27 protein-coding genes and 1 pseudogene are annotated in these 25,310 nt (G+C 50.5%); 23 read left to right on the forward strand and 5 right to left on the reverse strand.

The features are described 5' to 3' along the window. Positions 1 to 172: 172 nt before the first annotated feature. Positions 173 to 259 (reverse strand): annotated as a pseudogene (locus tag L1P09_RS26310) (hypothetical protein); the annotation flags it as partial. A gap of 368 nt (positions 260 to 627) precedes the next feature. On the opposite strand from L1P09_RS26310, the gene L1P09_RS07515 reads away from it, so the two are divergent. Beyond that, positions 628 to 957: a hypothetical protein gene (locus tag L1P09_RS07515; RefSeq protein WP_235768665.1), complete on the forward strand. Its 330-nt coding sequence runs from the start codon at positions 628 to 630 to the stop codon at positions 955 to 957. A 101-nt stretch (positions 958 to 1,058) separates the two neighbouring features. Here L1P09_RS07515 and L1P09_RS07520 read toward each other — a convergent pair whose 3' ends face one another. Together L1P09_RS07520 and L1P09_RS07525 are read right to left on the reverse strand one after the other, a co-directional pair. Continuing rightward, positions 1,059 to 2,027, reverse strand: a complete 969-nt coding sequence (locus L1P09_RS07520) for a hypothetical protein (protein WP_235768666.1) — start codon at positions 2,025 to 2,027, stop codon at positions 1,059 to 1,061. A 27-nt stretch (positions 2,028 to 2,054) separates the two neighbouring features. Next, on the reverse strand, positions 2,055 to 2,273 hold the full coding sequence (locus tag L1P09_RS07525) for a helix-turn-helix domain-containing protein (protein WP_235768667.1): 219 nt from the start codon (positions 2,271 to 2,273) through the stop codon (positions 2,055 to 2,057). A gap of 473 nt (positions 2,274 to 2,746) precedes the next feature. Between L1P09_RS07525 and L1P09_RS07530 the strand changes: the two genes are divergently transcribed. Then, entirely contained in the window at positions 2,747 to 3,376 is a 630-nt protein-coding gene (locus L1P09_RS07530) for a hypothetical protein (RefSeq protein ID WP_235768668.1), read from the forward strand. A gap of 64 nt (positions 3,377 to 3,440) precedes the next feature. Here the strand turns inward: L1P09_RS07530 and L1P09_RS07535 are convergent, their stop codons facing one another. Further along, a complete protein-coding gene (locus L1P09_RS07535; protein ID WP_235768669.1) occupies positions 3,441 to 4,718 on the reverse strand; it encodes a hypothetical protein in 1,278 nt (425 codons plus the stop codon). A gap of 446 nt (positions 4,719 to 5,164) precedes the next feature. Between L1P09_RS07535 and L1P09_RS07540 the strand changes: the two genes are divergently transcribed. The 21 genes from L1P09_RS07540 to L1P09_RS07640 all read left to right on the forward strand — a co-directional run bounded on the left by L1P09_RS07540 (position 5,165) and on the right by L1P09_RS07640 (position 24,105). After that, positions 5,165 to 7,387, forward strand: a complete 2,223-nt coding sequence (locus L1P09_RS07540) for a DEAD/DEAH box helicase family protein (protein ID WP_235768670.1) — start codon at positions 5,165 to 5,167, stop codon at positions 7,385 to 7,387. A 152-nt stretch (positions 7,388 to 7,539) separates the two neighbouring features. Continuing rightward, positions 7,540 to 8,295: a PDDEXK family nuclease gene (locus L1P09_RS07545; RefSeq protein ID WP_235768671.1), complete on the forward strand. Its 756-nt coding sequence runs from the start codon at positions 7,540 to 7,542 to the stop codon at positions 8,293 to 8,295. Positions 8,296 to 8,309: 14 nt separating this feature from the next. Next, the gene (locus L1P09_RS07550) at positions 8,310 to 8,801 is read left to right on the forward strand and encodes a RuvC family protein (protein ID WP_235768672.1); all 492 of its coding nucleotides are present in this window, start codon (positions 8,310 to 8,312) and stop codon (positions 8,799 to 8,801) included. A 2-nt stretch (positions 8,802 to 8,803) separates the two neighbouring features. Beyond that, entirely contained in the window at positions 8,804 to 9,328 is a 525-nt protein-coding gene (locus L1P09_RS07555; protein ID WP_235768673.1) for a hypothetical protein, read from the forward strand. 489 nt (positions 9,329 to 9,817) lie between these two features. Then, positions 9,818 to 11,254: a terminase large subunit domain-containing protein gene (locus L1P09_RS07560; protein ID WP_235768674.1), complete on the forward strand. Its 1,437-nt coding sequence runs from the start codon at positions 9,818 to 9,820 to the stop codon at positions 11,252 to 11,254. 30 nt (positions 11,255 to 11,284) lie between these two features. Further along, the gene (locus L1P09_RS07565; protein WP_235768675.1) at positions 11,285 to 12,610 is read left to right on the forward strand and encodes a DUF4055 domain-containing protein; all 1,326 of its coding nucleotides are present in this window, start codon (positions 11,285 to 11,287) and stop codon (positions 12,608 to 12,610) included. A 59-nt stretch (positions 12,611 to 12,669) separates the two neighbouring features. Then, positions 12,670 to 13,611 (forward strand): STM4504/CBY_0614 family protein, encoded by a 942-nt coding sequence (locus L1P09_RS07570; RefSeq protein ID WP_235768676.1) that lies wholly within the window; start codon positions 12,670 to 12,672, stop codon positions 13,609 to 13,611. 129 nt (positions 13,612 to 13,740) lie between these two features. Continuing rightward, on the forward strand, positions 13,741 to 14,640 hold the full coding sequence (locus L1P09_RS07575) for a hypothetical protein (RefSeq protein WP_235768677.1): 900 nt from the start codon (positions 13,741 to 13,743) through the stop codon (positions 14,638 to 14,640). Between the two features lie 107 nt (positions 14,641 to 14,747). Beyond that, complete coding sequence (locus tag L1P09_RS07580; RefSeq protein WP_235768678.1) at positions 14,748 to 15,497, forward strand: hypothetical protein; 750 nt, start codon at positions 14,748 to 14,750, stop codon at positions 15,495 to 15,497. A gap of 255 nt (positions 15,498 to 15,752) precedes the next feature. Continuing rightward, positions 15,753 to 16,592 carry a hypothetical protein gene (locus tag L1P09_RS07585; protein WP_235768679.1) on the forward strand — a complete coding sequence of 280 codons (840 nt, stop codon included), beginning with the start codon at positions 15,753 to 15,755 and terminating at the stop codon, positions 16,590 to 16,592. A 91-nt stretch (positions 16,593 to 16,683) separates the two neighbouring features. Beyond that, on the forward strand, positions 16,684 to 17,043 hold the full coding sequence (locus L1P09_RS07590) for a histone-like nucleoid-structuring protein, MvaT/MvaU family (protein ID WP_023661705.1): 360 nt from the start codon (positions 16,684 to 16,686) through the stop codon (positions 17,041 to 17,043). A gap of 34 nt (positions 17,044 to 17,077) precedes the next feature. Then, complete coding sequence (locus L1P09_RS07595) at positions 17,078 to 17,851, forward strand: FRG domain-containing protein (RefSeq protein WP_235768680.1); 774 nt, start codon at positions 17,078 to 17,080, stop codon at positions 17,849 to 17,851. An 84-nt stretch (positions 17,852 to 17,935) separates the two neighbouring features. Continuing rightward, on the forward strand, positions 17,936 to 18,202 hold the full coding sequence (locus L1P09_RS07600) for a hypothetical protein (RefSeq protein ID WP_023661703.1): 267 nt from the start codon (positions 17,936 to 17,938) through the stop codon (positions 18,200 to 18,202). A gap of 70 nt (positions 18,203 to 18,272) precedes the next feature. Continuing rightward, entirely contained in the window at positions 18,273 to 19,079 is an 807-nt protein-coding gene (locus L1P09_RS07605) for a hypothetical protein (protein WP_023661702.1), read from the forward strand. Beyond that, on the forward strand, positions 19,076 to 19,477 hold the full coding sequence (locus tag L1P09_RS07610; protein WP_235768681.1) for a hypothetical protein: 402 nt from the start codon (positions 19,076 to 19,078) through the stop codon (positions 19,475 to 19,477). The genes L1P09_RS07605 and L1P09_RS07610 overlap by 4 nt, the downstream gene beginning before the upstream one ends. Then, complete coding sequence (locus L1P09_RS07615; protein WP_235768682.1) at positions 19,458 to 20,114, forward strand: hypothetical protein; 657 nt, start codon at positions 19,458 to 19,460, stop codon at positions 20,112 to 20,114. The genes L1P09_RS07610 and L1P09_RS07615 overlap by 20 nt, the downstream gene beginning before the upstream one ends. Beyond that, positions 20,104 to 20,721 (forward strand): hypothetical protein, encoded by a 618-nt coding sequence (locus L1P09_RS07620; RefSeq protein WP_235768683.1) that lies wholly within the window; start codon positions 20,104 to 20,106, stop codon positions 20,719 to 20,721. The genes L1P09_RS07615 and L1P09_RS07620 overlap by 11 nt, the downstream gene beginning before the upstream one ends. Positions 20,722 to 20,867: 146 nt before the next feature. Beyond that, on the forward strand, positions 20,868 to 21,257 hold the full coding sequence (locus L1P09_RS07625) for a hypothetical protein (RefSeq protein WP_235768684.1): 390 nt from the start codon (positions 20,868 to 20,870) through the stop codon (positions 21,255 to 21,257). Between the two features lie 4 nt (positions 21,258 to 21,261). Beyond that, positions 21,262 to 21,963, forward strand: coding sequence for a hypothetical protein (locus tag L1P09_RS07630; protein WP_235768685.1), 702 nt, complete (start codon positions 21,262 to 21,264; stop codon positions 21,961 to 21,963). Between the two features lie 91 nt (positions 21,964 to 22,054). Beyond that, complete coding sequence (locus tag L1P09_RS07635; RefSeq protein WP_235768686.1) at positions 22,055 to 22,822, forward strand: hypothetical protein; 768 nt, start codon at positions 22,055 to 22,057, stop codon at positions 22,820 to 22,822. A gap of 119 nt (positions 22,823 to 22,941) precedes the next feature. After that, positions 22,942 to 24,105 (forward strand): P22 phage major capsid protein family protein, encoded by a 1,164-nt coding sequence (locus tag L1P09_RS07640; RefSeq protein ID WP_235768687.1) that lies wholly within the window; start codon positions 22,942 to 22,944, stop codon positions 24,103 to 24,105. Positions 24,106 to 24,434: 329 nt separating this feature from the next. On the opposite strand, the gene L1P09_RS07645 is transcribed toward L1P09_RS07640, so the two are convergent. Further along, a complete protein-coding gene (locus L1P09_RS07645; protein ID WP_235768688.1) occupies positions 24,435 to 25,118 on the reverse strand; it encodes a hypothetical protein in 684 nt (227 codons plus the stop codon). Positions 25,119 to 25,310: the final 192 nt, after the last annotated feature.

A 25,310-nucleotide genomic window follows, 5' to 3' on the forward strand; every position in this document is an offset into this window, starting at 1 on the left:
AGTCCGCAGGGCTTTGGATGGGTATCGGCAAGCCACCGGGATTATTGAGTGATTATTTAACATGCGTGACAAAAGGTGTTCGATTTTGGTGCAAGGGTGCCTGAGCAATCGAACGCCGTGTGGGCGGCGCTCGATTGGCAGGTGTCGCAGGTTTTTCGGTGCGGCTGCGCCCTCAACCCGCAATCAGCTGGCGCAGCACATAATGCAGAATCCCGCCTGCCTTGAAGTACTCCACCTCGTTGACGGTATCGATCCGGCACGCTGACCTACCTGCAATTCCATCGGTGGCTACAGAGTAGATCCCAGATTTTTCAGCAGCTTACGCGATTTGTGTAGCCCGTGATTTTTCCTCTGGTCGTAGCTGTGGCAACACCCTGGCTACACCGCAAATGCAGCAGGATCATGCAGCATCAAAGCAAAGCAAACCAAATGCAGCCGGATTGACAAATTGTCCATGGCATATATTATTTCATCAGTTACTAACTGATGGGGAGGCAGCACGATGGAAGGCTTGGTCAACCTGCTGTTAAGGCGTGTCAGCTTTAAAAAGTGGATGCTTACGCTCGTCGCCATCTGCGTGTTGGGCCAGATCATCAAATACTGGGTTGGGGCGCCGGAGGGAAGGTTATGGTGAGGTTGGCATGGCTTTACTTTAAGTATTGGCTACTGCCAGTCACCATCCTTTGCGGGGCTATGGGTTGGCAGGCAAACACCATCCAGGAGTACGCGGCTGTTGCCTATAGGTTTACCCCTGGCTTCCTTGGAGACGGAATTTTTTCAATGATTTTTGTCGTCCCGCCAGCGGTGCTTTCGTTTGTATTTATTCCGCATGGCTTTGTATACCCGTACCTGGCTCTGGCAGCATTTGGCGGGCAGGTAGGGATGGTTGTCGGGGTTTGGGTGCTGTGCAATCTGATTTCGCCGCCGCAGTTCCTGCTCGCTGACGCTCCTGCTTGAGCCCTTGTCGGCAAAGCGCAGGGGGGCGGAGAGGTTTGAGCAGGAGAGCGTCGGCGTGACCAGCGACGATGGGATGACGGGTGAGCCTGTGCGGACGCCCGTTATTTTGCAGCCCTGAGTTTTTTCAGGTCTTTTTCCAAGGCGATTTCGTTGTATATCTCGCGGGTAGTAGCCAGCATAGACTTCGCGTTGAGCAAGTGGAACCGGGGGCTATTGAGGTGCGACACCGGCAGATCAGGTTCGCCAGCTTGGAGATACCTTACTCTTTCTTTTTTCAAGTCCTTCAGCAGCTGTTCAACGCTCACCAGTTGGCTTTTGGCCTCTGACTGAACGACGCCACCGGATTCCTTTACCAGGCGCTTTAAGTTCGAGGCTGTATCGCGGTACAGTTTTGTTGCCCGGTCAAAAATTTCAACCCCGGCCAAACTCTGTTCCGATTTATCGATTAAATTTTCGATTTCGGCGGCGCGCTCGCTATTTTCTTTTACAACTTCGTCAACCGACCTGGATGGTCTGCCCATTGTCTTGGTGGGACGCTCTGAGTTGACGATAGCGCGAGCTAGCGCGTGCCTGCCTGTGAAAACTGACTCAGAAAGGTCTCGGTCAAGGTTTTCCAACATTCCTCGCGCAGGACGACCAGAGCCGAAGGATGCTTGTGAGTAAGCGACTTGATGGATCGAGGAGGGAGTGGATAGGGGAAGCTCTTCGGCTTTCTCGATTTCGTTTAGTTCTGTTATAAGCTGGTCGAAATCTGCTGTTAATTCCAGATACTCGACTTCGCGGCTTTTTCCTATCTTTCCTATCCTTAGACTTACTTCAGCCAACGGGGCATATGCTTGCAGCTCATCAGCGCCAGGTAACAAAGCAAGTTTCTTTTGTAGTTCGGCTTTGTCATCTCGGTTTTCGACTATAGCTTTGGCCAGGGAAAGTCGTTCGGCAAGTGCGTTTGCGCGCAAAATTTGGGTGTGAGGATCATCACTAATCAACTCATCGGCCAAAAGTTGAGCGCATTCGTCGAGCTTTAATTTAAGCCGCATGGCACGTTGTTTGACCTTTTCGTGGTCGCTCATCTTCGGTCGTGCCATAAATTCCTCAACTTAACTAGCTTTTTTAATTGAAAATCGTCGTGTGTGAGCTTTTCTGAAAGCAATACACTCACTGCGGGAGTAATAAATGTTCCGAAAATCTTTAAAATAATCCAGTTCATAACGGCCAGTTGAGCGCCAGGTTGCTAGCGTTGCAACAGATACGCCGACAATTTCTGCAGCAGCATGTACGGAAATAAGGTCATCAGGAAGGATTTGTGCGGAATGCATTGTCTTTACTCGTTCAAAATTTGTGTCGAAAGCGACAGGAACGAGGCTAACCCCCACTAATTAAATAGTAAATGGTAAAATAAAGTATACTAAGTGTACCTAATACCCGCAACCCCAGGGCCAAAACCGCGAAACCCCCGCAGGCATTAGGCATGTCCGAATGTTGTCCGACACTGCCCCGTGGTTCCGTCAATAGCAATCCGACGAACGGTAGTTTTCTCAACCTTGGTGTGCGGATTTGCTGGGTGTCGGGGTGGGGTTTGCGTTCAAAAGCTGGGTGGTTGCGCGCAAAAGCCCATACTGGATGGATGCAACTGCCCGAGGAATTTAGTCAGGGCCTCGCCAAGCGAGAGCTCCCAAAATCCGTGCTATTAGCAACAGCCGCGAGAGCAATGAGAAGTTGTCAATTTCTTGAGTCGCTTGCAGGCATTGCGCTATCATCCATGCTATAAATTTTTTTACATGGAGTTGTGATGGTCAGGAAATTAGTAGGATTGCTATTTTTGGCTGCAGGGATAGCCGTTTTTATTGGCGCTATTGCTGCTCAGATCGCTTGGCTTGGAATATGTTTTGGTACTGTGATTATCGGTATCTTATTGTTATTTCTGGCACCGATGATTTTGCTTTTTCCCGTCAATATAGGGTTTGTCACTGGAATTGCCATCTGGGGGGCTGGAATGGCAATGATAACGAGTGACGAAAATTCTAAATCTGACACGTTACGCAAATTTAATTCTCTGGAGCCTGGAGAGGTAGATAGTCGAATTGCTGATTTTATCAATCCACAGCTTAAAGAAATACGAGATTTTGGCTATTCGCAACATATTGATATTGTAGTGGTGGCCTATTTCATGGCGGTGGCATGTGCGTTGACAAAAAAACGGCTTAGTCTTGCAGATCTCAAGCCTATCTGCCACGGAATATTTCCCGCTAGGCCAATGGATGTGGACAACGCATTTCATGGCGCGATAACAAATCATGCGAAGTATCAGGAGCTTTATAAGGGGGTCAAAGGGTATGTTCGCGACGAAGTCAGAAGTGGTAAAGGTGAGTTTTTAGTCAGATATGCACAAAGGATGACGGCTGAGGCGGAAAAGGTTTGACCTCCCCAGCATTATTGAATTAGCCCGGTTTGTCTTTCGGGCTATATGTGCCTGGAAGCACTGATTACTGCGTAAAAAATGTCCCTATTTCATTCTGCGCAGGATAGCCGTTCGTCCCAGGCTTGTGTTTTATTCGTGCGTGGATGACTACATCCCTTGCTTTCAAAACGTCGCTAAAGCTGGAGGAGGGGAGGTTCGCTGCGGTTTTCAGCTTTTCCAACATTTCGTTTGAGATTTTAATGGCCGTTGGGTGGTTGCCGTTGCTGTAAAAACGGTGCCAAACGTGCCTGCCGGCGTGCTCCCCTGACACGATTTCGAATTCGGCTAGCGCTGTATCGCCGCCAGATTTTGTTTTGCCTGGCTTAAAGTCTTTGAGCTTAATGAGCGCTTCGTGAGTGGGCATTGGGGCTTTGGATTGGGCCTGGCGGTTGATGATCGTGGTGTCCATGCCTTTGGCTTTACGGCGGAGCCAGTTTAGGTGGGATTTGACCCACGATCTGCAGGCGCGAAGAGCTGCAGTGTCGGCAGACTCGCCTGGTCGTGGGCGGTGGCGGGCGTAAGACTGGTCGCGGAAGTACTCGTTGCCATTGTTTTGTTGCTGGTCGACCTGCAGGATTTTGTTGACGATCTGAGTCTCGGTGGCTGATCGGAACATACCGCCGAGTATGCGGTTTAGATCCATCGACCGGCCTTGGGCGCCCACTGCTGTGCCTGGTTGGCGGGGCTTTCCGGTTTTGGTGTATTCGGCGTCGATACCGTAGCTGCTTTGCGCCATTTTTAACTCCAGCGCATTTAGCGGGTTGCCTGGGTTGTAAAAGCTAATGGCGCCGTTGCGACGATCAGGGTGGGTCGTAAACGTGTAGTAGCAGCGGCTTGTTTCCCGCCAGCATCCGTCGATCACTTTCAGCAGCCTGCCGTCCAAGAAGTCATCTAGTGCCTCCAGTGCGGCGGCAGCTACAGGCAGGAACTCATCCGTGGTAACGGCTCGATCGAGCGGCAAGACGATTCGGAATCGAGGGCACTCGGGAGTGTTGCTAAAAGACGTGTAGACAGCGTGTTCGACGTTGAGGTCGATCAGTGCGTCTTCCACTTCTTCCAGGCCGACTTGGTCATCTCCCGGCTTTTGGTCAACATCAAAAATCACCAAGCTTGTGCCGATTACGTTTTCTGCATTGCGCTCTGGCGCCTTGAAAAATGAAGGAGTGAATGTCGGGCCGTCTTTGTTTTCGCTGGTGCGCTGATATGCGAGGATGGAATCGTAGAACTCGCGGAACGAAGCAGCTTCGCGATTTCTTACAAAACGTGTTTCTGCGGTCGTCTGGGTTGAAAATTTGATGCTCATGTTGATGCTCTCTTTTTGTTGTTGTGTCGTGCACATTTATATTTTTGCAATGTAGCTAAAGGCTACGCAACAGGTTTTTGCTTGGCATTTTTGTAGTTTGGGGTATACATGCTAGGAACCTTCAGTTTTTCTTAGCCAAAGAATTTATCCGTACCCTCAACCGTCCTTTCCTTTTTAAATAGGAATGAACCCGTTGAGGGTGGACGGTCACCGGATTCAGCGATATACAACCCTGGAGGCAGGCGTGAAGCAAGATCTTTGGCTAAGAGAAACGCTTTTAGCAACTGCGCGCGACGATGCGCAATTCCGGTTAAACCCCAGCAACCTGTATAACCAATAATCAAAAACCTGCAAGCGAAAACATTGAAAAAGGTGTTGCGCGGCTATTTGCTCATTCTGCAATATAAAAATGTGCAGTAAGCACTCAACAATAATAAGTGACGAAAATGAAGAAATCTAACCTGCAAAATATCGAACGCAAAATCCTTGGTGACGTCCATTCCTCGAAGTCCGTTATCATCAATAACGTAGGCGGAATGGAAGGGTACATGACTATTGCCACGGGTAAGCCGCAAGCGGAAGCCGAGTACTTTAAATCTGAGTACCCACAAATCAAGCGCCTGGTTGATATTTCCACCGACTCCGTAAACGCAATTTATGCTGCCTATGCAACAGCGTCCGGAGTCTTCGACGGTGACAACGGGAAGCTCGCAGACAACGTGTACGACGTTAAGCGATCGGATGTCTTCTTGAGGGTGCTGACCAGAGCTAGAACAGAAAAAGCTTTGGACAAAGCAGCCCTGGAGCTTGTCCGCGAGTCCTACGGCAAAGTAAACATCCCAAGGTCGGTGGAACTGCTACAAGCTGCATCGGACTTCGACGCCCAGGTCTGCACCGAAGCACTCGCTAAAAGTATCGGCAAGGTCGAAGCTGACTACGCAGTCCGCTCTGATGACTTCAAATACCGTTTTAAGTACGACCCCGAATCCCCTGAAGCCCTTTGCGCCGAAATCCTTAGGGACAAACCGCGCAGAAGACTCCTGCAACTGCCAACGGGGTGGGGCAAAACCTCCCGCGTTCTTCAGCCAGTAATCGAAAAATACCTGGTCGACGGCAAAAAAGTCGTGGTTATTTCCCACAGGCGCTCGATCATCAAAAACCTGAACATCGACGGCCTCGTACATTACGAAGATGTGGCACCAAGGCAGATGGAAACCGCCAGGGGCCTGAAAGTCGTGGTCAACTCTATTAATAGCGAGAAATTCAAAGAATTCCTGAGTTATGTTGATCTGGTGGTCGTCGATGAAGCCGCACAAGTCATAAATCACATCTTCGAAGGTTCGGTTGCGGAGCGGGAGGAGGTCTGGAAAACCTTTAAGCGGCTCCTCAAATCGGGATCTCGCTCGGCAATCCTGGCCGATGCCGATATTAACGACGAATGCTTGGCACTGCTTAACGATCACAACGGAATCGTCAGCATTTTCAGTAAAAAGCAGTCCCATGGCGACAACAAAATCCATCTCGGTCAGCTCGATCAAGTCCGCGCCATGGCCTTGGAATCGATTGGCAGCAGCAAAAAGGTGTTGATCGCATGCGACATCGCCAAGGACGCCAGGGCCCTGGGCAAGGCCGCCGAAAAACTTGGCGTGCAAGCACTTGTCATAACTGCCGAAAGCGCCAGCTGGCCTGACCAGGCTGCATTTATCAGTAATCCAAACACAACCGAACATGCTGTGGTGATTTACAGCCCTGCGATCACAAGCGCGCTATCGATCACCAGTGGCCACTTCGATGAGCACTACGGCTTGTTCGAGGGATCGGTAACCCCCAGGGAAGCCGTTCAAATGCTGCGCAGAAACCGTACAACCAAGGAATTCACGGTCGGGATCCGCAACCCTCAAAACCGCAAGGAAGAGGTCGCAGACTTCGAGTTTAACGCTTCGGATAAGACTGATTTTGACGTCGAGGTGCACGCCCACCGCAAACGCAATGCATGGCTTAGGGACAACATTCTATTCACGCTCCCCCGCGAAATGCACCGACAGGGGTTCCAGGTTGAGCAGATGGAGCGCGACGACGAAAAAGGCATCCAAGGATTTAAAGCAAATTCGAGCGCAAGAAAAGCGCTGAAAAAAGACTCCACCCAAAAACTTTTGAGCGCAAAACAAATTTCCGAAACCGAAGCCCAAAAAATCTTTAAAAATGGCTCGGCAAGCGAAGATGAGTACTTTGCTGCACTCAACGCTCAGGCCAGGGCGGCGCTTAAGAAAAATGAACTGACGGTCGAGGACGCAAAATTTTGGGGGGATGGCGTCGGCAAGGTTAAGCTTCAGAACTACAGGAATCTCTACTTTATTGGATTCAATGAGTTCAGGTGTGTTGTTAGGGAGGTCTTCCGGGGTATGCAGTCGGGAAAATGGAGGCCTGAAGATTCCGTCTCAGCCTACGACCGTATTAATAAAGCCCGTGAGCAAGCAATCCTCGCAGGGTTCAGGTTACCCAAAAACTCCCCAAATATTTCGGATCGATCCAAGCAGGGCGCGATCTCCGAAATCATGGCTATGCACGGGTTAAAGACCAGGAGGAAGGATGGTGGCGAAAAGGTTGGGTATTACTACATCATCGACCCCAAGTCTCTTGAGCAGATGCAGGGATACACCGGGTCTTGATTAGAATGGGGCAAGGATGCCCCGTCCGTGGATGCGTCGATCAGGGCAATATAAATATCTTTAATAATTTGCGAAATAGATGTTGCGCCGCTCTTTGCTCATTTTTCATAATAATCATAACAGCACATAACAATAAGAACAGAGTGCATATGATGAACAGCCCACAAGCTATTGCCGATATTTTGAAGTCCCCCGAATACGATACTTTGCTCTTACAGAAGGAAGGCTATAAGCATATTGACCGCAACCTGCTGAAGATTTGCTCCGACGCGATTAGAGCTGTAGAGCTCGATTTTGAATGGAACGACTACAACCGGCAGCGTCATGCCGGAAAGTTCCTGGAAGGGGAGTCAATCATTAGAGCCCCAAGCTTGCCATCTGTACCGCGCCCGTTTCACAGCTGGGCCGAATTCCGGATGTCAGTATTCGGTGGTATGCAGCATATGCCCTTCGAGCAGATCGAGGTGGAGTATACAGTCACGAAAAAGCATCGCTCGGACTGGCACGATAGTTTAAATAATCGGATCTGGTACCAGGGGAAAGGAGTTATCCCTAACTCCGATGCTGCTCGCGACCTTATCTGCGCTGCCAGGCAAAATAGTATACATCACGTTTTCATCTTTACTGTGCCCAACGTAAAATGCCCTTGGTCAAAACCGCGCAAAGATGGCAGCGTTATGACGCAGGAGGAGTGGTGCAAAAAGGAGGGGTTTGACTACATTTACGAAGGGGAAGAACAGGCTTTTTTGGAAAGCCCACACCGCAAATGGCTTGTAGAAAATTTTGCCAAAAATCTTCCGCCGCTGCCGTTAAAAACAGCCCGTGTTTTAGAGGACTTGATTTCCATTAAGCCTGGTCTGGTTGCGCACAAACAACAATCTGCAAGTGTTACAATGACTGTACAATAATAAAGACAGTCGTTATGCGCCACGTCCTTGGAATTGACCCTGGCCTCTCCGGAGGCATTGCAGTGATCGATGAGAACTTCAATCTTGTCGATTGTTTTCGTATGCCCGTAAAAGAAATCGGCGGCAAGAATAAGGTCGATGCAGGGGCGCTTTTTTCTCGGCTCTCTCAATTCAAAATTGACCTGGCTGTTCTGGAGATGGTTGGGACTCGCCCTGGCGAAGGGGCTGTTGGGGCTTTCAGCTTTGGCGATGGCTATGGGGCTGCTCGGGCTGTTTTGGAGTGCCTGGGTGTACCTTACCGCCTGGAGCGCCCGCAAGCTTGGAGAGGCGGTCAAAGTCTCACAGGACTGAGCAAAGAGCAGATTGGTGAAATCGCTTTCGAGGTCTTCCGGGCTGATGCGATCTACAGGGGCAAGCGCCCGAAGAAAGACGGTACACGCGGGTGCAACGATGGCATTTCCGACGCACTGATGATTGCCAAGTTTGGCGTGCGGTTTCTGGAGTGAGCATGGGTACCAGAGCACTCACCCGAGACCTTATCAAGCGCCTGGCTACTGCGCTAACAAAGACCCCGCTGACAGAGGTTGCGGTGGGCTCGATCGGCCTGCCGAAATCAACGTACTACCACTGGAAAGCCCTTGCCCAGGACATCGCTGATGGCAACCCAGATCGGGAAAACCTGGCTCCAAACGATGAGCTGCTCTTAGAGTTTTTGGACGCAATTGAGCAGTCTCGCGCAAAGGTCGGCCAGAAACTCAGTGATGCCGCGCTCAAGGGGGCAATGCAAGACCCCAGGGTCGCGATCGACATTCTACAGCGCATGTTCCCAGACCAATTCGCTGCCCCTGCCCGCCGTGAAATCGTGATCAAGCAAGAGGGAGGTGAGACAGGAACAGGCATCGCCCTCATTCCTACAACCATGATCGACGCGGACATCGCCCAGGTGCTCGCACAGCAACAACAAGATGCCCTCCAGCTCGCAAAAACAAGAACAAAAGAGCTTTCCAGTGATCAAGCAACGGACACCGACTGACTGTGGTGTAGCCAGCCTGGCCAACGCCCTGAGCATCACTTACGAACAGGCCCTAGACTGCTTTGGGCCTTGTGCAGACCTGCGCGGCACTACAGCTGCAGACACGTGCAACGCGCTCCTGCAGCTTGGAGTCACGCCGTCCTACGCCACGTTCCCGGCCTTTTACCTGCACCTCGGAACAACCGGCAACCCCTGCAGCCCCGATGTTGTCCGAAGCTGCCCCGCAATCCTGACAATCCTCTCGCGCAGCGGCCACGGGCTCCATGCAGTTTACTGGGACGGCCACCAAGCCCATGACCCCGACCCGAAATTCCCCAATCCCAGAGCACTAGAAGACCTGGTAATCCTGGAAGCGGTGTTTGTAAGCAAAAACGGCTTGTGCGCAAACCGCGAAGCGGGGCTCAGGGCATGACTGCCTTTCAGGCTATCCGGCCTTTGGTGAGGGCCGTGCAAAACATCATATGGAAGCCTCTGCCGGGAAGTCAGTCGATGTTCCTGGTGCTCGGCCAGCCCCAATACCTGACCCGCGAAGTGCTGTTCCACGGCTCCAGGGGTAACGGGAAAAGCGACGCTTTGATCATGGCTTTCCTGCAGCACGTGGGCAAAGGCTGGGGCGCATATTGGAGGGGGATCATCCTTCGGAAAGAGTTCAAGCATCTTGCTGACCTGGTCAAGACTGCCGGCATGCTGATTCCGCGCATCTTCCCAGGGGCTGTTTGGAACGAGACGAAGCACAGCTGGACGTTCCCCACTGGTGAGGTTTTGATCTTCAACCACATTAAGCACGTCCGGGAGTACGACGGAAAATTCCACGGCCACCAGTACGCGTTTATTGGCTTTGACGAGCTTGCAACGTGGTCAACGATCGAGGTCTACGAAGCCATGCTGTCTACGCTCCGTACTGCGTATCAGCCAACGGCATCCCAGCCACTACCGCCACCCCTGCAAGTCCGATCAACCACAAACCCCTGGGGCTCAGGCCGAACTTGGGTGTACGAGCGCTTTATCGAAGGCCGTAAACCCGGAGAGATCACCTACAACGCCGATGGCACCAGGCAGCGCACCGCGCTCTTTGGCACCATCTTTCAAAACCACTACATCGACGACGGCTACATCCGAAACTACCTGGCCCAGCTCACCGATCCAGCGAAACGGGCCGCATGGCTGGAGGGCGATTGGGAAGCTGTCGATACCGGAGCGATGTTTGGCCCCGTTTGGTCTCAAAACCTGCTGCTCGATCCGTTCCAGATCCCTGCGGGATGGAAGGTTGATCGTTGCTTTGACTTTGGCCAGTCCACTCCATTTTGCTGCTTGTGGGTGGCTGAAGCTAACGGGGAATCTGTGCGATTGGGGAATCGTGAATTCTGCCCTCCCAAGGGCAGCCTGATTGTGGTCGGCGAAGATTACGGCACCGAAATTGATCCAAAAACTGGCAAGCAGGCACGCCCGGATGCTGGGTTATTCCTCTCAGCTCGCCAGATCGGGGCACGGCTCAAACAGAAAGAGGAAAAGCTGCTGACCGGGGTGCTGAGTGCTCACAAAAAAGTCGCTGCAGGGCCGGCAGATAATCAGATCTACAACGGCTCAAAGGTCGATCAGGGGAACGCACCGACAGTAGCGAAAGACCTGAAAGCCGAGGGCATCGACTTTGTGAACTCTGACAAGTCACCTGGCTCCCGTGTGACCTCCGCACAGCTCATGTTCGGGCGGCTGCAGGCCACCAAGGTACAAGATCCATCCAACCCCCATATCTACTTTTTCCCTGCTGCGAAATTCCTGATTAAGACCCTGCCATTCCTGCAGCGTGACGACGATCAGCTGGATGCCGTGGCTAAGGGCCCTGACGATCACGCCTGGGATGCCTTGGCTTACAGGTTGACGTGGAAACGCCCTCACACCTCTGTTTCCCATGGGATAATGGGTTAAATAAACGCCATAATAAGAGTCGAAAAGACCATGAAAGTACAAGATCGCAGTGAGATCTGCGGGAAATACCTGGCCGATCGCAGGATCATCAGGGCTCTCCGTGGCGGTACCGAGGCCATGCGCGCCGCTGGCCAGGAGTACCTGCCGAAAGAGCCTGGCGAAACACCACTCGCATACAGTAAACGGCTGAAACGCTCGGTACTCACGAACTTCATTGCCCGCGTTGTGAAGAATTTGAGTTCAAAGCCTTTTTCCAGGCCAGTAGGAGTCACGTCTGAGAGCCATCCTGAGTTGGCGGAGCTGTTTGCATCCGATATCGACGGTAAAGGGACTTCAGTATCTGCCCTGGCGTCCGTGGTGTTCCAGGATGCGCTGTGGAATGGCACCTCATTCCTGTGTGTTGATGCCCCGGTCGACGGTGGCCAGCCCTACGTTTATTGGCTGTCTGCAGACGACATCTTGGGGTACAAGTTGGATGAGGATGGTCGCCTGCAGGAGATCCGGATAGCTGAAGTCGCAGCTGTCGAGGACGGTGAATGGGGTGAGCGAAATGTTGCCAGGGTGCGAGTTTTTAGGCGTTCTGGGGGGAAGGTTTTGTGGTGCTTGTACCAGGAATCCGATGGCTCTGACTACGTCCAGATTGAGCCATGGAGGGACTTTGGCCTACCAGAAATCCCGGTGATTCCGATCCACTCAAATCCCGCTGAGACACGCGGCACGCTGTTCTGTCCGCCACCGATGATCGACCTTGCTCATATGAACGTCGCTCACTGGCAGGAATTTAGTGATCAGAGAAATATTCTTCACGTTGCCCGTGTTCCGATTCTGTTCGCCTCGGGCGTAGAGGAAGGCGTGGAGATCAAGATCGGTGTCGATAGCGCGATCGTGGCCAACGCCGGCAGTGATTTGAAATTCGTGGAGCACAGCGGGAATGCCATCAATGCCGGGCGTCAGAGCCTGCAAGATCTGGAAGGCCTGATGGCTTCGTACGGGATAGAGATGCTGCAGAACAATGGCGTCGTCGAAACTGCTACTGGCCGTGCTCTGAATGCCGGTGAGAACAACAACCAGATCGCGAGCATGGCCACGGCCACCGCATCGGCTATCGCGAAGGTTTTTGAGATGTTGGCCAGGTTCTCGCGTGTGTCGAATGCCCAGTTCGCGTGCGACATCAACACTGAATATGGCATCAATGCGTCGACAGAGGAGCTGCAGGCCCTGGCCACGGCTCGTGCCAATGGCGACCTGAGTCAGTTCGAGTATCTGGCTGAACTGAAACGCCGGGGCGTGCTTAGGAATGACTTCAGTCAGGAAGACAACGCGGACAGGCTGGCTACCGAGTACATCGCCGCCTGATTTGATGTCAAATGGCCCACGGCTCGCTATGATGCCAATTCACAGCGCCTGGAGGGCCTATGCCAGTCATCGATTTGTATTCAAAACGTAGGAAGCGTGAGCTCGGCCTGGAGCCGGATGTCTATACGTATGACGACTTCAGCTTGAATTTGCGCACCCAAATTTGCTACGTGATCGGTGACGTGCTCGGTATCCAGGATCGTAACGAACAGGAGCGAAATTACGGTGCTATTTGCGAACTATTGCGCCGTGAATATGGGGTTAATAGGCTTGCTCGGGATCTGTATGACCGATCTTCGGTTGTCGAAGAGGTCGTCCAGTTCATAAAAGTTGAAAAGGACGTGGATCGCGTTTTGGACGCTGTTGAGTTATGCTTTATGATTGCTGAAAATTATCGTGAGAAAGCATACGCATACGGGTATCCAAGAGAAGATAGCGGAACATGCATTGATGCTTGTGTTTCTGAAATAAATACACGCTTTAAAGAGCATGGAAAAGGATACGAAATAAGTTCTGGTATGGTGTTGCGGATTGACTCCGAATTGCTCCATGCGGAAGTTGTAAAACCTGCTATTGGCTTTTTAAACCAAGCTGAATATGCAGGCCCTAGAGATGAGTTTTTTGGTGCATACGAGCACTACAGGCATGGCAATCTCAAAGAAGCTCTCAATGATGCGCTGAAGGCCTTCGAGAGTACCATCAAGGTCATACTGGAGTTGCGAGGGTGGGAGTACGATAAAACATCCCCTGCCAAAAGGCTCCTTGCTGTCTTGTTAGCGAAAAATTTTCTGCCGTCATATCATCAGAATCATCTGAATGCCCTCTCTACGCTGCTGGAGAGTAGTGTTCCAACCATCCGAAATAAAGAAGGTGGTCATGGGCAAGGTTCGGGGGTCTCAGAAGTCGATCCAGAGATCGCTGCCTACGTTTTGCACATGACCGCCTCGGCGATTGTTATGTTGTGCAGTCTGGAGAAAAAGACCCCTCCAAATCGCACCTGACGAGTGATGCCTTGACTCGTGGACTCTAGGTGTAGGCCATCGCTCGGAAGAGATGTAGGCCACACACCATGTTTTGATGTCAAAACACCGTGCTCTCGGTATGCTGGCTGATTTTCCGGGAGCACATGCATGACGCTGATTGTCGCTGGTCACACGCTGGAGCAGGTAGACGTTGAAGGTATCAAGAGCATCCATGGCCGAGGTACGTTCTTCGCCTCTGACAGCAGCATCACTCAGAAAGGCGAGGTGGTTGTCAGCGGGTTCAAAAAAGTCTACGAAATGCCCATCCGCGTAAACGGTGTCAACCTGCTTGGCAATTGGTTCAACGGCTATCATGGCTTCATCTACGAAGGGGGCTGTGCCATCGCGTTTGCGGGCAGTACGCTTGTTTCTCAGCACATCATGAATTCGATCCGCAACCACCTGGGTGAGCTGAAACCTACCTACCGGGATGACAAATATCAGCTGGCCATGCTGTGTGAGGAGCACAAATTCATCGGCCGTTTCTGCGACGAAGACATGTTCAAACGCAGCGATTTCGGGCCCAATTGCTTGCTGAGCGCGGCTTTCATTGCTGGTGTTGTGCAGCATTCGATTCAGGCTGTACTCGACCGCGCAGTTCAGCACAACGGCATGAAAAAGAACTTCGCCGCGTACCAGGCCGACTTTATCCTGAGCGTGTGCTGCCCGCTTACGAACAAGTACCACATCTACCGATATGAGATCGTTCCTGGGCCTGACAATGGGGACGCGAGTAAGGCCGACTCGACTCCTGCTGTTGCCACGATGGTTGAGATCCCTGTGGGCAAGGTCGCGGTCATCGGCATGCGCGATTTCTTTGGAGATGATGCCAACAAGGCCTTCGCAGCAGCTATCGACGCAGGTCAGCGAACCGATACTGCCATGCACGATTTTGTGACCAACGCGATTCGTGATCAGAACGCTATCGGGGCGTTCGGTATCGGCCTTCCAGCCTTCCTTTACGAGCACCAGGGTATGCGCCTGGTAAAGAAGGAACGCAACGACTGAGCCAAATCTCCAGCGAAAAGCTCAGCAGTTGATTGACACGCCTGGTTCACTGATGTCAAAGCGCCTCCCTAGCGGTATGCTGGCCGGATTTCAGGGAGAGACGGGGTATGTGGGTCTGGCGTGAAACGAGGGAAAAGTGGCTGCTTGCCGCTGCACTGGCTGTATTGGGCCTCATCATCCTAATCAACCTCAAGCTTGATGTGTGGCCTTGGCTCAAAGGAGGCAAGACGGCTGCTTTTCTCACGGCGGAGGCTACCGGCAGTGTTAGTAGTGATCTGCTCGTGGGGCTATTTTCTGCATATGTATTCTATGTAGTGATTGAGCTCATACCCAGCTATCGCAGGGAAAAGCTGACGCTAACGCCTTTGAATCTGATCGTCGCCTCCGTCATTGACGCCTACGAGCGCACCCGGGTTTTTGGTCACGAAACCCCTATTACATCGATCGACGCATCCATCCTGGCTCTAGACAATCTGAAGGCCCACAAGAGCTCGATCGTGACGAGTGCTCAAATCCTCAAGCTCAAATTTGCAATGGAAACCGCTCATTCAAGGTATCCGGATTTCCAGCACTGCCTGACGATGGCGGCATCCATTTCGCCCGAGTATGCGCTTGACTGGCTTGTTCTGACAGACAAGGTGCGACTGCTTGCGGAACAGTGCAACTCATGGCCTCTGCATCCATTCCCACAAAATTTGGGCAACGAGCTTAGCGAGCAGCAGCGCCTCGATCCGGCATGCGTAACTACTTTTGAAAAGTACAAACGAGACATGAACTTGATGGAACAGACGCTAAAGCTTCGAGTGCTGGAGGTTATCGAGGCTTCGATCTATTGGATGCAGCGACAGGCCTCATAACCCCAAATCACCGGCAAGCCAGAGATCACTTACCCAGGACAGCTGCCCCCTGGTCTGATCAACTCGGTAGATCTCAAAAAGGCGTTTGACTGCAAAATCATGCAGCACTGACCGCAGGCATTGCTTGTTGCTACGGTTGCGGCGTGGGCTCACTGTAGCCAGAAATGCGACCGCATCGCCTGCAACAACTGGATGTGGCTAAATGAAGGCTCCCGCATAGGTAGATGAACACCCACTTTCGACACAAGGCGCGGCATGAGTGTGAGTGTTCTTTGGTTAAGCAAAACCGTTTGTAAACAAAAGCTCCGCAGTGCGGGGTTCTTTTTAAGCTTGAGGTTTTTCAGGGAGATAGCTATGTGGATTTGGAAGGAGGCAAGGGAAAAATGGATGCTGGTTGGGGCGCTGACCTCGTTCGTTCTAGTCATCCTCATTAACCTAAAGCTGGAAGTCTGGTCGTTTCTTAAAGGCGGTAAGATTTCTTCAATTTTGCAGGCGGATGCAACTGGTACTGTCGCCAGTGACTTATTCGTCGGGTTGTGTTCGGCGTACGTTTTTTACGTTTTTATGGAGCTTATTCCTAAATATAATCGTGAAAAAGAATCTGCGGCAGCATTAAATATACTTTTGAATGCCATATTTTCTAAATATCTTAGGCCAGATGCATTTCGTCGGATTGTGAGGGCGCGAGATATAGATCCAAGTCTTCTATCGGATGAAACTATCAGTAGTGTGATTGTGGATTTTGATGAAAATAAAGGTAAGTACGAAGATTTAAAACATATGGCAGAGGCAGCGAGCAGAAGGCTTCCTGACCTGCTCTCAAGCTTCCATCTGGCAGCCGGAATTTCTCATGAGAAGGGCGTGTTGTGGATGGAGATTACCGACGCAACAAGATCTTTGAGTGAATACCATGACTTTATCAAAGATATTAATAAAACTTCATTAGAGGTAGTGACAGATAAAGAGATGTTTCTTCAGTTCAGGAGGCAGCAAGCAGATTTTTTCCAAGACAAGAAAGAAGGTCTGAGAATAGTAATGCAGGCGAGGGCTAAAGAGTGGCTGAAGCTTGTGGGTGAGTGGAAAGAGCTTAACTAGGCACTTACAAGATTTCTTGAGATTTTCAAATCTTGTGGATATAGTGGTGCTCAGGTTCGAATTTTAAAATCACCTATAAGGAACAATGCTAATGTCAAAAGCAGCAGAATACCGCGCCCTGGAGCGCCAGATCGCCGAACAACTCGCAGCCCTGGAAGCCCTGAAAGGCAGCTCCGCACTGCAGAAAGAGCTCGAATTTGAAGAAAAACTGCGCAAACTGCTGAACGAGTACGGCATGTCCCTTCGCAACGTCGTCAACATTCTTGATCCTCAGGCTGGACGCGGACAAGTACAGGTGCAGGCGAAGGCACCGCGCAAGGAAAGGGCAGTTAAGCGGTACCACAACCCGCATACAGGCGAAGTGGTCGAGACTAAGGGCGGGAACCACAAGACCCTGAAAGAATGGAAGCAGCAATATGGATCGGATGTGGTGGAAAGCTGGGTTCAGTAATCCCAATTAACTGTACATAGGGTAGGCACGGTAGATGCGTAAAGTTGAAATCAAGGGAATGGCCGACTTCGTCGAAAAACTAAGTGCCTACGATCTACTGTCGTACCACGCGATTTTCCGGGGGCAGGCTACCGAGGGCAATCTCCTTCCTTCGGTGGCAAGAAAAGACTCCCGAGTCGACAGTACCGCTCTTGAGATGGAATTACTTGCGCAGTTTTCACGAATTGGTGTGACTAAAATTTCCTCGCATCATAATACTGTCTGGGATCTACTTGTCCTTGCTCAGCACTTTGGCTTGAAAACCAGGCTTCTAGATTGGACAAGTAATCCATTAGTCGCATTGTATTTTGCATGTGCATCTAGGAAAGAAGGCGACGTTTTTGTCTATTCTTTGATAGCCGATACTATGCTTCTGGAGTCATTGGAGTGCAATCCTTTCGATCAGGGCAAAACCTGGGTCATCCAGCCCCGTCTTGCGAATGAGAGAATCATTGCTCAGCACGGATGGTTTACCGCACATCCATTTTCGAAGAAAGACAAAATGTTTGTTCCTTTCGAAAAGCATAAGGAAGCGAAAACCCTACTCACCGAGTATCGGGTTCCAAGTAAGCTTCGACGCGAAATTGTTGTTTCACTGGACAGGTGTGGCATTAACAAAAACACACTGTTCCCTGACTTGACTGGGTTGTGTGAGTATTTGAACTGGAAGGTTGAAAATGGTCAATTCCCTGAGCCCAGAAAACAGGTAACTCCATCTAACCTCAATGCACTGCTCCGATACAATAGCTTGCCTAATTCCACGAATTAATTGGTAAATGCTTGTGTTTCGATTTGCTCACTCTGGATAATGTAAATGTAGCGACAGACTACAAATAAAAGAGGAGATGCAAGCATGGATATTAACCACGCCACCCTTGAAGCCCTGACACTCGTTAAACTGATTCCTGGCGCGTCCCAGGGCTTCGACATTCACGATACTGTCAACCGACAAGCCGCCTACGATTTTTGCGTCGACGAAGCTTTCCGACTGGCTCAGCAATTCACCGCCGACCCGACACCGCGTCCAGACATACAGTACCTAGCGTCCTGGCAGGTCATGTGCTGCCACGCCACACTAAACGAATTTCACCGCTGTCTTAAGCGCCTGCAGGCCAGCTAGTCCGCTGACGTTGCATTCCAGCCCAGTCCTTGCCAGAATGACAATATCTGATTAAATATGTAGGTGTGTCATGACGCCATGGCAGCTTCGGATTTTGCAGGCGATTTTGAAGCCAAAGCTGCTGGTTTTGAGGGCCTTAGGTGCGTTGGGAGGGCAGCGGATGGAGCGAAATCTGGCGATCGAGCAGCTGCTGGTGGACGACATTCTGACAGAGCTTTCAGGGTCGACGGCGATGCGCTTGACGTTGTCCGACACTGACCAGCCATTATCGATCTTGATTGAGGAGAAGGGCCGGGCGCCCGAAACCAGACGACTTGATGGGTACCTGGATTTAGCAGTACTGATGGCATTTCAGTTGGCTTATAGGCAGGATCGTTATGAGTACGTCCGACCCGACTATTACGAAGCCGCTTTGCGAGCAAAGTCTGAACAAGATTTTAGAACTGTTTATCAGGATATTAAGCGAGAATCCTGGTTGCGTGATATTCGAGATATGATTGTTAGTGGCTTAATTGTCCTTGAAGGTTTTAGGCTGTCTGGCGATACATTAAGCATTGTTTCGAACATGCTGTTTGGGGATTTTAAACGAGCGTCCGAGCAAGCATTTGTCCCGCAGCTTGGTCTTATTGAGAAGTGTAAGTTACTTGGTATTGACCAGGTGTTGTATTCGCGGGAAGTGCTGGAAGGTCTTGTGCCTCTAGTAAGGCGTGTAATTAATTATAAGTATCCTGCAATTTATACTCTGCTTCATTACTGTGAAAGTCAAACTGATTTTAAGTGCCTGTGTCGTGGTGATTTGGGTTTTTTAAAGCACAAGATGGATCGCTTTACTGACCACGAAATGGAAACTGTGCTGGCCATGGAACTAGGGTTATGAAATATCTCATGCGTTTCCTAAGTTTTATGGAGTTCAGTAATTTCGATTTTGATTATGAGGCGAATGAATACATCTGGAATGGTGATGGTTATACGGACATGCTGGTGTATTTTAGGGACGTTTACAATACCTATGCAGATTTTGAAAGGGGCTCTTGGGGCGACAATCAATCAGATAATCTCGCCAAAGCTGCTTTCTTTTCAGAAAATGAGGATGAGTTTGTAAGCAAGTCCTTGGCAATCGCTATTTCCGAACTGATGCTGGATTCTGAATGCCAGAGTATGTCCATGGATGTTTACTCCTATTACTTAGTGCGCGATTACACTTCTGTCTCCAGGGTTTTAGTCGACTACTTCGACGAATTGGCAAGGAGGGAACGTGTGTCCTTACTTTCTTAACTACCTGCGCTGGTTGTTTCCGGTGGTTTTTGAAACGCCTGGCGAAGACGTTGTTTATAATGGCGTGTTATACTCCGATAGTAGGGAGTTATTTCGAAGGCTGGTTAAGGATTATGATTTTCTTGGCAAAAAGTACTACTGCGCAAGAAAGGTTTATGTTGTAGAAAAGCTTTCCGAGGTTTGCCGGGAGGAAGATGATTTTGTCTGGAGCGTGCAAAAAGAAATCACAGCGCTTGCATTTAAGTTGGGTTTCGAAGCAAGAGTTAAGCGCATCTTCCTTGTCATGGGCGACGATATTAATGATTGGTATTGCTACCTTGTTGCGGAAGATATTCATGGGTTGAAAAAAATTGCAATACAATACGTTACGGAGACGTACAAAGGATTGCTTATTAATTCGCATTTGGTGGGCGTAATGAAATCATTTGTCGAGCGACACAGGGATGAGTTTATCAAGCGTTTTGAGCAACAGCAGCCCGAGCTGGCCGAGATTTTAAGAGAGCTCGACTGGCCTACCGAGCGTGATAAGTTCTTCAGCAAAGATGAGAGTTTTAAAATGGAGTTGCTGGAGCGACTGAATGCCAAAGGCAAAGGCCATCTTTTGGAGCACGTTCTAGGAGTAGACCTTGGTTTATAATCCAGCGCTTAACGCCATTATCACCCGTGATTTCTCGGAATTCATCAGGCCTGGCTCCGACTTCGCGGCCACTGGCCCGGAATTCACGGAGCCCTGGGATCATCTTGTTGTCGCTTTTTTGAGCTACTGCCGGCACGAAATCGACCACAAGCGAATGGTGCAATTTACGATTCGGCAGATGCGCCAAAAGCTCGGCCACCTGCGGATCTCCATTAGCGAAAGTGACTGGAATGCGCGTGCCTGCATTGATTTGCTGTCAAATATGACAACGGTTGGGCAGGCGCCTGTGGCTCAGGGGGAAGCGTTGTACCGGAAGCACCTGGCACCTTTCGAAGCTGTTTACGACTGCAGCGTGGGTGTGGGGAGTGGATGGTATGCGCTGTTGATGGGATTGGGTGCGATTTGTGAGGAAGATGGCTCGTCGTTTAGAGATGTGAAAGAAAAGTACGGCGATCTGAGTCTGTTCCCAAATGCGAACTCCGTGCGATGCGAATACGCCTGCGATTTCGCGGAATACATTAGTGGGTTTATCTGCGATGTATGTGGAAAGCCGGGGCGTAGCAGGAAGGGGGGCTGGGTGGTGACCCGCTGCGATGATCATGCTTGATCTTCTTTGGCTAAGAAAAACGCTTTTATCTGGCCTCATTAGGTATTTATACGATCGAAGTGATAAATAACTGCCAAAATATGTTGATTTGATGCTCGATCACCAGCGATAATTAGTCATGTTTAATAATAAAAAGAATAAATATCATGACCGCTCTTCCGACTCTCACAATTACCGTTGCTGATCGTAGCACTCGCGACATTTGCAGTATTTATCTCGTCGGAGGGTTTGATGAAGAGAAAAATCACTACAAGGGGCGTCCGGAATTCCGTGGAAGCCAAAAGCAGGAATACACGGACATTTGCCATCGAGCTGAGCGCGGAAAAGTCCTTCAGAGGGAAGGTGCCACGGAAGAAAAAGATGAAAAGGGTGATGCGGCAGCGTGGGCCAAACTACAAATGGCGATTCTTGGCTTGCTGGGTAAGGGGATTTTTGAATTCAGGGGGCTACAGTACCAATGCCAAATCAGCACCATCGATCCCGTTACCCTTGATTTCCTGACCTGGGAAGTTATTGCACAAGTAAACGAGTGGTGAATTTATGTACAGTTCAACCGATGCTGTCCTGGATTTTTTCTGTGCTGGTGATGTGGCTGGGTTTCGCGCTATTAAGCACCATATGGACAGGCAGGAAGTTTGGAGCGAGCAGGATTTTATTTGTGCGCAAATCAGCGAATGGCTAAGCGAAAATAAAATTGACTGCGAAAGTAAGCAGCTTCCGCATCCCCAGCGCGAGATTTTGGTGGATCTTTCAACTTTAATCGGTCAGGTGCCAATCCTTTTCTGGATGCACCCCAATCGTTTTCCTGTGTTTAACGATGCTAGTCTTGTTAAACAACTGCTGAATTTGATGGGTGACGTCGACGACGAAAAAGTTTTGGGCAGGATCGAGCGGTGTTTTGAGTGGGATCAGCACAAAATCGGCTTCCTACTTGTCAATTTTTACCTGCACAATCTGGAAGGCGTCAGACGGCCTGCGATAAAGCTGACGGCTAAAGGTCTATACAATATTTTCGAGGCGACGGGGCGTCTACGAATCCTTGGTAAACAGGATGACATCGCCAGGGCAGAAGCGAGACTTATGAAAATGCTTGTCGAAACGGGCTATATTCACAATGTTTTGTACCTCGTCGAGTGCAAAAAACTCAAACCTTGCGCCAGTTTCTACAAAGCTTTAGCTCAGTTACCGCAGGATTGGATGGCGAGGATCGAGCAATTCCACAGGCTGCCGGAATACCCTTAAATAATTAGCCGCTACGTTCCCCCAGGTGACTTCTCCTTTGTTATAATGAATTCATAACAACAAGAAAACAAAATCCCTTGGGGGGATATCAATGTTTCAAGAAAAGCGCCTGGTAAGTCTCGTCCGCTTCGGCGAAGAAGATCCCGAAGTAGACTTCAACAAGCTGGCCGAAAACCCTGCATTCCAAGACTTCCTTCGAGCACATGTCGAAAAAGAAGTCACTCCACTCAAAAATAAGAACGCCGATTTGCTCAATGAGAAGAAAAATCTCGCTGAAAAAATGAAGGCATTCGAAAGTGGTATCCAGGAAAAAGATGATCTGGAAGCCTTGAAGGCAGGCAAGCTCGACTTCCAAGCCCTGCTGGACAAGCGTATCGCCGCAAATAGCCAAAGCTGGCAGGAGAAACTGGCGGCAGAGCAGAGCGAAAAAGAAGAGCTCCGCAAGGCTGTCGACGGCGAAAAAGGCAAGCTTAAGCAGTTCCAAATCAAGCAGACTATTGGGCAGGTTGCGCTCAAAAACGAGTTCTTCCATCCGTCCGCGCTCGACGATTTGATGTCTGTTGCCGGCAGCACCTGGCAGCTTGGCGAATCTGGAGAGCTGGTGGCCCGCGACAGCAGCGGCAACGTTGTATTTGGTAAGACTGGCAGACCACTGACCCCTGAAGAGTGGGTGTCCGGATTGACCGCGACTAAGCCGCATTATTTCAAGCAAATGCCTGGTTCCGGCGCCCGTGGCGTCAACGGCACAGGGAAAACGGTCAGCACAGCAGAATGGCAACGCACATTAATCGCTGCCAGCGCCGACGAAAGAAAGGCTTTGCTCGCAAAACGGGCTTCTGGCGAGATCGTAATCAACTGATTTTTCCGGGGCTTGCGGGCCCCACCTGGCTGTGCCGGGAAACATCGTGCCCTGTGGGCTGATGTAGAGACAAAAACACTCAAAATTAATCACCAATAAAAATAAAAACAGGTGAAGAAATGACTGCATTTTCCCAAATCGTGGCCCTTGTTCGTCATGGCAACGACACCGAAGCACTGATGACAGAGGTGATTCTGCCGCTGGCCATCGACAGGCTGTACGGCCAGCTGACTATGCCTCAGCTTGTTAGCGTTGATACCGCCGACGAGGCCAAAAACCACGGTGATACCATCCGCATCGCTAAGCCGATTGAATTTTCTGACGCCGATGACCACCCGACTGACAGCGCCGGCTCGCAGTCAGAGGACATCACTGCTGGTAAGGTCGATGTAAAGCTGGATCGCCACTTGTACAAGCAGTTCGCGATGAAGGATGTGGAGTTCCTGGCCCACGCAAACTCCCTGTCCTTGCCATCTGCCGCCGAGGCCGCTGTTGATGCACTGGCGCGCACGGTAAACAAAAATCTGTTCAGTCTGTACAAAGATATTCCATACATCTCCGGCAATCCTGCGTCCACCGCTGGCCGCGACAAGACCGACCTGATCGCTGCCCGCAAGGAAATGCAAAACCGCAAAATCCTGAATGGCCGCAACATCGTGCTGACTTCCGACACCGAAGCTGACCTGCTGCTGGAATTCTCGAAAATCAATGAGACTGGTGACGCAAACGTGGTCTCCCAAGGTCTGATCGGGCGCAAATACGGCTTTGATTTGTACAGCGACGTGCAAGCCCCGTATCACGTTGCTGGCTCTGCGTCTGCCAATGCTGGTATGACCCTGGCTGCAGAGGCCCTGGTTGGTGCAACTGCTCTGTCGCTGGCCGGGGTCGACGGGGCCGCTTTTGTAAAAGGCGACGTGCTTACAATTGCCGGTAGCCACCAGACCTTTGTAGTCACTGCCGACACTGCTGGATCTGTTGTTCCGGTTTACCCAGCGGTTGTAGATGGCATCGCGGCTGGTACCGCTGTAACTGTCGTCGGTGATCACCCGGTGGATCTGGCATTTACCAAGTCTGCGTTCCTTATTGCCTTCCGCAACCTGGAGGTGCCGGAGGACGCGGCAGGTGTGAATTTTGCGCAAATGTCCGACCCACGCACAGGCATCTCCCTGCGTATGCTGCGCTGGTACGAGCCGCGCACAGAGTCAACACAGTGGAAATTTGAGACCCTGTGCGGCCTGAAAACCGTAAGTCCGGAGCGTGCTCTTCGCCTGGGCGGCCACTGATAACACCGGGGCCCGGTCGCTGATCGGGCCTTTAGTTAGTAAGTGCTAATAAATGATCCACGTGGAACGCTTGGTTTGGGAACAAAAATGAAGCGTGAAATAGCTACCAATTGCCTGCAGCTTGGGGATCACAAGGTCTTTGTCGACGCTGGATCCAGGGCTGAAGCGTATTGGCTGGGGCTGGGGTATGGTTTTGCTGGGGGCGGCGTTAGCGGGGATGTCGCGTCTGCAGATCAGTATGCTTCGAAACGGCGTGGTCGACCGAAAAAAAGGGCTGAATCAATCGGGGAGTTACAGGTCGACCCCCCGATTGGTTGAGCCACTGCGCGTTAATTACAGTTTAGACAAACTGGCGGGGCTATCATTCGATGCAGATTCTGTACCGGATTTAGCCTTTCATTGTTGTTGTAGACATCGTGAAGCGTTTCGCGCCCCTGTTTAAATTCAAAAGTCTGCCCGTCATCCATTGTTATTACATATTTTGCAGAAAGCATGACCGCTGATGGTGGAGTGTTGTCAATTACGCTCCAGTCAATTATTTGCTGCACCTCGGAAATCTCATTGTCCTTAAAATCTTCAATTTCAGGGATTCTACTTTCGAGGAGTGAGGCAGATTTCAAATAGCCGTTTTTGACGTTCTCACAAGCTTTTTCGTAATACTGGTCTGCATCTTTGTGAATGCATGGCTGGAAGTTGTCTGCGAAGCTGACCTTGCGTTTGTATTCTTTGATTTCAGACTTCGCGTCGTCAATGATCTTATCAAAACCTTTCTGCAATATTGCATCGGATACACCTGCATCCATTTTGCAAACGTAGGTGACAACGTTCCTTCCCGCGCTATCAGTGCTTTCGCTCCATTTGTACGAAGTGCATCGATCCCTGTTCTCTAGCGCGTTTCCTAGCGTGCGAGAGGGATCAATTTCACTTAGGACTTGTTTTTTAATAAAAGAAACATGATCGCTTTCACCACATCCCACCAGCAGCAGGGAGGCCAAAATTGTGAGTTTTTTCATCATCGTCCTTGTAGTTCTAAGGCAGAACCTATGTGTTTGGCAGAATTTTCATTTTCTCCTTATTTGCCATCTGCGTCAATCAACCTTAGTGGACTGCCGTGCCTGATCTACCTGCGTAATAGAAATCACATAATATTCTGTTTCTCCGGTGTTAATTCGCCCGCGCAGTGACTGCTGTGATAATATGATAAT

It is taken from the genome of Pseudomonas juntendi (assembly GCF_021560075.1).
In the GTDB taxonomy this organism is placed as follows: domain Bacteria; phylum Pseudomonadota; class Gammaproteobacteria; order Pseudomonadales; family Pseudomonadaceae; genus Aquipseudomonas; species Aquipseudomonas juntendi.

What these genes read in the sequence shown, in the direction of transcription:
- L1P09_RS07515 (WP_235768665.1), top strand. Translation starts at nt 628, where the DNA reads ATGGTGAGGTTGGCATGGCTTTACTTTAAGTATTGGCTACTGCCAGTC.
- L1P09_RS07520 (WP_235768666.1), bottom strand. Translation starts at nt 2,027, where the DNA reads ATGAGCGACCACGAAAAGGTCAAACAACGTGCCATGCGGCTTAAATTA.
- L1P09_RS07525 (WP_235768667.1), bottom strand. Translation starts at nt 2,273, where the DNA reads ATGCATTCCGCACAAATCCTTCCTGATGACCTTATTTCCGTACATGCT.
- L1P09_RS07530 (WP_235768668.1), top strand. Translation starts at nt 2,747, where the DNA reads ATGGTCAGGAAATTAGTAGGATTGCTATTTTTGGCTGCAGGGATAGCC.
- L1P09_RS07535 (WP_235768669.1), bottom strand. Translation starts at nt 4,718, where the DNA reads ATGAGCATCAAATTTTCAACCCAGACGACCGCAGAAACACGTTTTGTA.
- L1P09_RS07540 (WP_235768670.1), top strand. Translation starts at nt 5,165, where the DNA reads ATGAAGAAATCTAACCTGCAAAATATCGAACGCAAAATCCTTGGTGAC.
- L1P09_RS07545 (WP_235768671.1), top strand. Translation starts at nt 7,540, where the DNA reads ATGAACAGCCCACAAGCTATTGCCGATATTTTGAAGTCCCCCGAATAC.
- L1P09_RS07550 (WP_235768672.1), top strand. Translation starts at nt 8,310, where the DNA reads ATGCGCCACGTCCTTGGAATTGACCCTGGCCTCTCCGGAGGCATTGCA.
- L1P09_RS07555 (WP_235768673.1), top strand. Translation starts at nt 8,804, where the DNA reads ATGGGTACCAGAGCACTCACCCGAGACCTTATCAAGCGCCTGGCTACT.
- L1P09_RS07560 (WP_235768674.1), top strand. Translation starts at nt 9,818, where the DNA reads ATGTTCCTGGTGCTCGGCCAGCCCCAATACCTGACCCGCGAAGTGCTG.
- L1P09_RS07565 (WP_235768675.1), top strand. Translation starts at nt 11,285, where the DNA reads ATGAAAGTACAAGATCGCAGTGAGATCTGCGGGAAATACCTGGCCGAT.
- L1P09_RS07570 (WP_235768676.1), top strand. Translation starts at nt 12,670, where the DNA reads ATGCCAGTCATCGATTTGTATTCAAAACGTAGGAAGCGTGAGCTCGGC.
- L1P09_RS07575 (WP_235768677.1), top strand. Translation starts at nt 13,741, where the DNA reads ATGACGCTGATTGTCGCTGGTCACACGCTGGAGCAGGTAGACGTTGAA.
- L1P09_RS07580 (WP_235768678.1), top strand. Translation starts at nt 14,748, where the DNA reads ATGTGGGTCTGGCGTGAAACGAGGGAAAAGTGGCTGCTTGCCGCTGCA.
- L1P09_RS07585 (WP_235768679.1), top strand. Translation starts at nt 15,753, where the DNA reads ATGAGTGTGAGTGTTCTTTGGTTAAGCAAAACCGTTTGTAAACAAAAG.
- L1P09_RS07590 (WP_023661705.1), top strand. Translation starts at nt 16,684, where the DNA reads ATGTCAAAAGCAGCAGAATACCGCGCCCTGGAGCGCCAGATCGCCGAA.
- L1P09_RS07595 (WP_235768680.1), top strand. Translation starts at nt 17,078, where the DNA reads ATGCGTAAAGTTGAAATCAAGGGAATGGCCGACTTCGTCGAAAAACTA.
- L1P09_RS07600 (WP_023661703.1), top strand. Translation starts at nt 17,936, where the DNA reads ATGGATATTAACCACGCCACCCTTGAAGCCCTGACACTCGTTAAACTG.
- L1P09_RS07605 (WP_023661702.1), top strand. Translation starts at nt 18,273, where the DNA reads ATGACGCCATGGCAGCTTCGGATTTTGCAGGCGATTTTGAAGCCAAAG.
- L1P09_RS07610 (WP_235768681.1), top strand. Translation starts at nt 19,076, where the DNA reads ATGAAATATCTCATGCGTTTCCTAAGTTTTATGGAGTTCAGTAATTTC.
- L1P09_RS07625 (WP_235768684.1), top strand. Translation starts at nt 20,868, where the DNA reads ATGACCGCTCTTCCGACTCTCACAATTACCGTTGCTGATCGTAGCACT.
- L1P09_RS07630 (WP_235768685.1), top strand. Translation starts at nt 21,262, where the DNA reads ATGTACAGTTCAACCGATGCTGTCCTGGATTTTTTCTGTGCTGGTGAT.
- L1P09_RS07635 (WP_235768686.1), top strand. Translation starts at nt 22,055, where the DNA reads ATGTTTCAAGAAAAGCGCCTGGTAAGTCTCGTCCGCTTCGGCGAAGAA.
- L1P09_RS07640 (WP_235768687.1), top strand. Translation starts at nt 22,942, where the DNA reads ATGACTGCATTTTCCCAAATCGTGGCCCTTGTTCGTCATGGCAACGAC.
- L1P09_RS07645 (WP_235768688.1), bottom strand. Translation starts at nt 25,118, where the DNA reads ATGAAAAAACTCACAATTTTGGCCTCCCTGCTGCTGGTGGGATGTGGT.